General features: G+C 62.9%; 3 protein-coding genes. All 3 read left to right on the top strand.

All coding sequences use genetic code 11. The features are described 5' to 3' along the window. A partial coding sequence (gcvT, locus tag ACR0AY_RS21120; RefSeq protein WP_480454557.1) for a glycine cleavage system aminomethyltransferase GcvT occupies nt 1-1,086 on the top strand: 1,086 nt, incomplete at its 5' end. A gap of 17 nt (nt 1,087-1,103) precedes the next feature. Next, a complete protein-coding gene (gene gcvH, locus ACR0AY_RS21115) occupies nt 1,104-1,469 on the top strand; it encodes a glycine cleavage system protein GcvH (protein WP_170393732.1) in 366 nt (121 codons plus the stop codon). Nucleotides 1,470-1,580: 111 nt separating this feature from the next. Further along, nucleotides 1,581-4,436, top strand: coding sequence for an aminomethyl-transferring glycine dehydrogenase (gene gcvP, locus ACR0AY_RS21110; RefSeq protein WP_170511642.1), 2,856 nt, complete (start codon nt 1,581-1,583; stop codon nt 4,434-4,436). Nucleotides 4,437-4,474: the final 38 nt, after the last annotated feature.

Raw genomic sequence — 4,474 nt, 5'->3', positions numbered from 1 at the left:
TTAAAACGCACGCCTCTTCACGCTTTGCATGTTGAGTTGGGGGGTAAGTTGGTTGATTTTGCGGGTTGGGAGATGCCTGTTCAGTATCCGTTGGGGATTATGGGGGAGCATAAGCAGTGCCGTGAGAAGGCGGCGGTGTTTGATGTGAGCCATATGGGTCAGGTGATTTTGCGGGGCGAGAATGTGGGCGAGAAGCTGGAAGCTTTGTGCCCGCAGGCTTATGCGACGCTGAAGGAAGGCAAGGCGCGGTACGGGTTTTTCACCAATGCCGAAGGCGGGATCATGGATGACCTGATCGTGTCGAATGCGGGCGATCATTACTTTGTGGTGGTGAACGCGGCGCTGCGGCATCAGGACATTCCGCATATGCGTGAGCACCTCGAAGGCGTTGAAGTGATCGAGATTTTCGACCGCGCGCTGGTGGCGGTTCAGGGCCCTGCGGCGGAAAACGTTGTGGGCGAACTGTGCCCCGCCGCGCGGGATCTGAAGTTCATGGAAACCACGGTGGCCGAGATCAACGGCGTCGAATGCCGCATCTCGCGGTTGGGGTACACGGGCGAGGACGGGTACGAGATCTCGATCCCCGAAGACAAGGCGATCGAGATCACCAAGGCGTTTCTGGCGCATGAGGATTGCGAAGCGGCCGGTCTGGGCGCGCGCGACAGCCTGCGGCTGGAGGCAGGTCTGTGCCTTTATGGCAATGACATCGACCAAAGCACCTCGCCGGTCGAGGCCTCGCTGGCTTGGGCGATCCAGAAACGCCGCAAGGAAGAGGGCGGTTTCCCGGGCGCGGCCCGCGTGCAGAAGGAACTGGCCGAAGGTCCCGCCAAAAAGCTGGTGGGCATCAAGCCCGAAGGCCGTGCGCCAGCGCGTCAGGGCGTGGAAGTGCAGTGCCTTGAGGGCAACAGCATCGGTCAGATCACCTCGGGCGTGTTTGGCCCCACGGTGGGTGGACCGGTGGCGATGGGCTATGTGAGCAAAGGCCATGGCGAGCCGGGCGAGAAGGTGAACCTGATCATCCGGGGCAAGCCGCAACCGGCTGAGATCGTGGCGCTGCCCTTCGTCAAACAGAATTACAAGCGTTGAAGTCAGGAGAGAGAGACATGGCAACCTATTATTCCGAAGAGCATGAATGGCTGAGCGTTGACGGCGACACCGCCACGCTGGGCATCACCAAACACGCCGCCGAGCAGTTGGGTGACGTGGTGTTCGTGGAACAGCAGGAAGCAGGCGACGAGTTCGAAAAAGGCGGCGAGATCGGCGTGATTGAATCCGTCAAGGCGGCGTCCGAGCTTTACGCACCGGTCGACGGCGAGATCACCGAGGTGAACGAGGCACTGGCCGACAATCCCGGCGCGCTGAACGAAGACCCCGAAGGCGAGGCCTGGATCTACAAGATCAAGATCGCGGACGCCTCGCAGCTCGAAGACCTGATGGACGAGGCCGGCTACAAGGCCTTCATCGGTTAACTCAGGCGGCGGGTCCGTGCGCGGCCCCGCCCCTTCATCTGTTTCCAAATACTTCCGCCGGAGGCTCCTGCCGTCTCCGCCGGGCCTGACCTATCCTTGAGGAGCGCACACATGGCCTTCAAACTGACCGATTACGAAGCCTATGACTTCGCCAACCGCCGCCATATCGGGCCCAGCCCGACCGAGATGCGCGACATGCTCAAGGTGATCGGCTTCAAGACGCTGGACGAGCTGATCGACGCCACCGTCCCGCCCGCGATCCGGCAGAAAGAGCCGCTGGACTGGGGTCCGGCGATGACCGAGCGCGATGCGCTCTTTCACATGAAAGAGGTGGCGAGCAAGAACAAGGTTCTGACCTCGCTGATCGGTCAGGGCTATTATGGCACCACCACGCCGGCGCCGATCCTGCGCAACATTCTGGAGAACCCGGCCTGGTACACGGCCTACACGCCTTATCAGCCCGAGATCAGCCAGGGCCGACTTGAGGCGCTGTTGAACTTCCAGACCATGGTCAGCGACCTGACCGGGCTGGACGTGGCCAACGCGTCCTTGCTGGACGAAGCGACTGCTGCGGCGGAAGCCATGGCGATGGCCAAGCGCGGCGGCCGGTCCAAGGCCAACAATGCAGCCTTCTTTGTCGACAAGAACTGCCACCCGCAGACCATCGCGGTGATTAAAACGCGCGCCGAGCCTCTGGGCATCGAGGTGCAGGTGGCTGATCCGGACACGCTGGATGCGGGCGCGGTCTTTGGCGCCATCTTCCAGTACCCCGGCACCCATGGCCATGTGCGCGACTTCACCGCCGAGATTGCGGCCCTGCATGAACACAAGGCGATTGCCATCGTCGCCGCCGATATCCTGTCGCTGGCGCTGCTGAAGTCGCCCGGTGAGATGGGCGCGGATATCGCCATCGGCTCGACCCAGCGCTTTGGTGTGCCGATGGGCTATGGTGGCCCGCACGCCGCGTATATGGCGACCACCGACAAGCTGAAGCGCTCGATGCCGGGCCGGATCATCGGTGTCAGCATCGACAGCCGGGGCAACAAGGCTTACCGCCTGGCGCTGCAGACCCGCGAACAGCACATCCGGCGTGAGAAAGCCAACTCGAATGTCTGCACCGCGCAGGCGCTGCTGGCGGTGATTGCCTCGATGTATGCCGTGTACCACGGCCCCGACGGCATCAAGGCCATCGCGCAATCGGTGCACCGCAAGACCTCGCGCATGGCCGCCGGTCTGGAAGAGGCAGGCTTTGCTGTGGAGCCGGAAGTGTTCTTCGACACGATCACGGTTGAGGTTGGCCATCTGCAGAAAACGGTCATGGAGGCCGCTGTGGCCCGGGGCGTCAACCTGCGTAAGGTCGGCGACACGAAAGTGGGCATCAGCCTGGACGAACAGACCCGGCCCGAGACCATCGAGGCGGTCTGGGGGGCCTTCGGCATCGACCGCAAGGATGACAGCTCGAACGTGGCCTATCGCCTGCCGGATTACGCGCTGCGCGAAAGCGAGTACCTGACCCACCCGATCTTCCACAAGAACCGGGCCGAGGCCGAGATCACGCGCTACATGCGCCGTCTGGCCGACCGCGACCTGGCGCTGGACCGGGCGATGATCCCGCTGGGCTCGTGCACCATGAAGCTGAACGCCACGATCGAGATGATCCCGGTCACCTGGCCCGAGTTCGGCAACCTGCACCCGTTCTGCCCCGAAGATCAGGCGCAGGGCTATCACGAGATGATCGCCGATCTGAACGACAAGCTGTGCCAGATCACCGGCTATGACGCGATCTCCCAGCAGCCCAACTCGGGCGCGCAGGGTGAGTACGCAGGCCTCTTGACCATCCGCAACTATCACTTCGCCCGGGGCGAAGGGCAGCGCAATGTCTGCCTGATCCCGACCTCGGCGCATGGGACCAACCCGGCCTCGGCGCAGATGGTCGGCTGGCAGGTTGTGCCTGTGCAGGCGGATGAGAATGGCAACATTGATCTGAATGATTTCCGCGCCAAGGCTGAAAAGCACTCCGATCATCTGGCCGCCTGCATGATCACCTACCCCTCGACCCATGGCGTGTTCGAGACCACCGTGCAGGAGGTCTGCCAGATCACCCATGATCACGGCGGTCAGGTCTATATCGACGGGGCCAACATGAACGCCATGGTCGGCCTGTCGCGTCCCGGAGACATCGGCGGTGACGTCAGCCACCTGAACCTGCACAAGACCTTCTGCATCCCCCATGGCGGCGGTGGCCCCGGCATGGGTCCGATCGGCGTCAAAGCGCATCTGACCGAGCATCTGCCCGGCCACCCGGAATACGGCACTGCCGTGGGTCCGGTCTCGGCGGCGCCCTTTGGGTCGCCCTCGATCCTGCCGGTTAGCTGGGCCTATGTGCTGCTTATGGGCGGCGCGGGTCTGACGCAGGCGACCAAGGTGGCGATCCTGAACGCCAACTACATCGCGGCGCGGCTCAAGGATGCCTACCCGATCCTCTACACCTCGGAAACGGGTCGCGTGGCGCATGAATGCATCCTCGACACCCGCCCGCTGGACGAGGCGGCCCATGTCAGCGTCGATGACATTGCCAAACGTCTGGTGGACAGCGGCTTCCACGCGCCCACCATGTCCTGGCCGGTGGCCGGCACCCTGATGGTCGAGCCCACGGAATCGGAACCCATGGATGAGCTGGACCGCTTCTGCGACGCCATGCTGTCCATCCACTCCGAGGCACAGGACATCATCGACGGCAAGATCGACGCGGAAAACAACCCGCTGAAAAACGCCCCCCACACGGTGCGCGATCTGGTCGGCGACTGGGACCGTCCCTACACCCGTGAACAGGCCTGCTTCCCCCCAGGCTCCATGGGCGTCGACAAATACTGGTCCCCCGTCAACCGCGTCGACAACGCATACGGCGACAGAAACCTCATCTGCACATGCCCTCCAATGACCGAATACATGGACGCAGCAGAGTAAACCTCAATCAATAAACCCCCGCCAACTGGCGGGGGTTT

Source organism: Ruegeria sp. A5 (assembly GCF_056543005.1).
The sequence above is the reverse complement of the archived record's forward strand: the minus strand, read 5'-3'. Positions and strand labels throughout refer to the sequence as shown.

Coding starts and splice junctions, on each gene's coding strand:
- gcvH (WP_170393732.1), top strand. CDS start 1,104: ATGGCAACCTATTATTCCGAAGAGCATGAATGGCTGAGCGTTGACGGC.
- gcvP (WP_170511642.1), top strand. CDS start 1,581: ATGGCCTTCAAACTGACCGATTACGAAGCCTATGACTTCGCCAACCGC.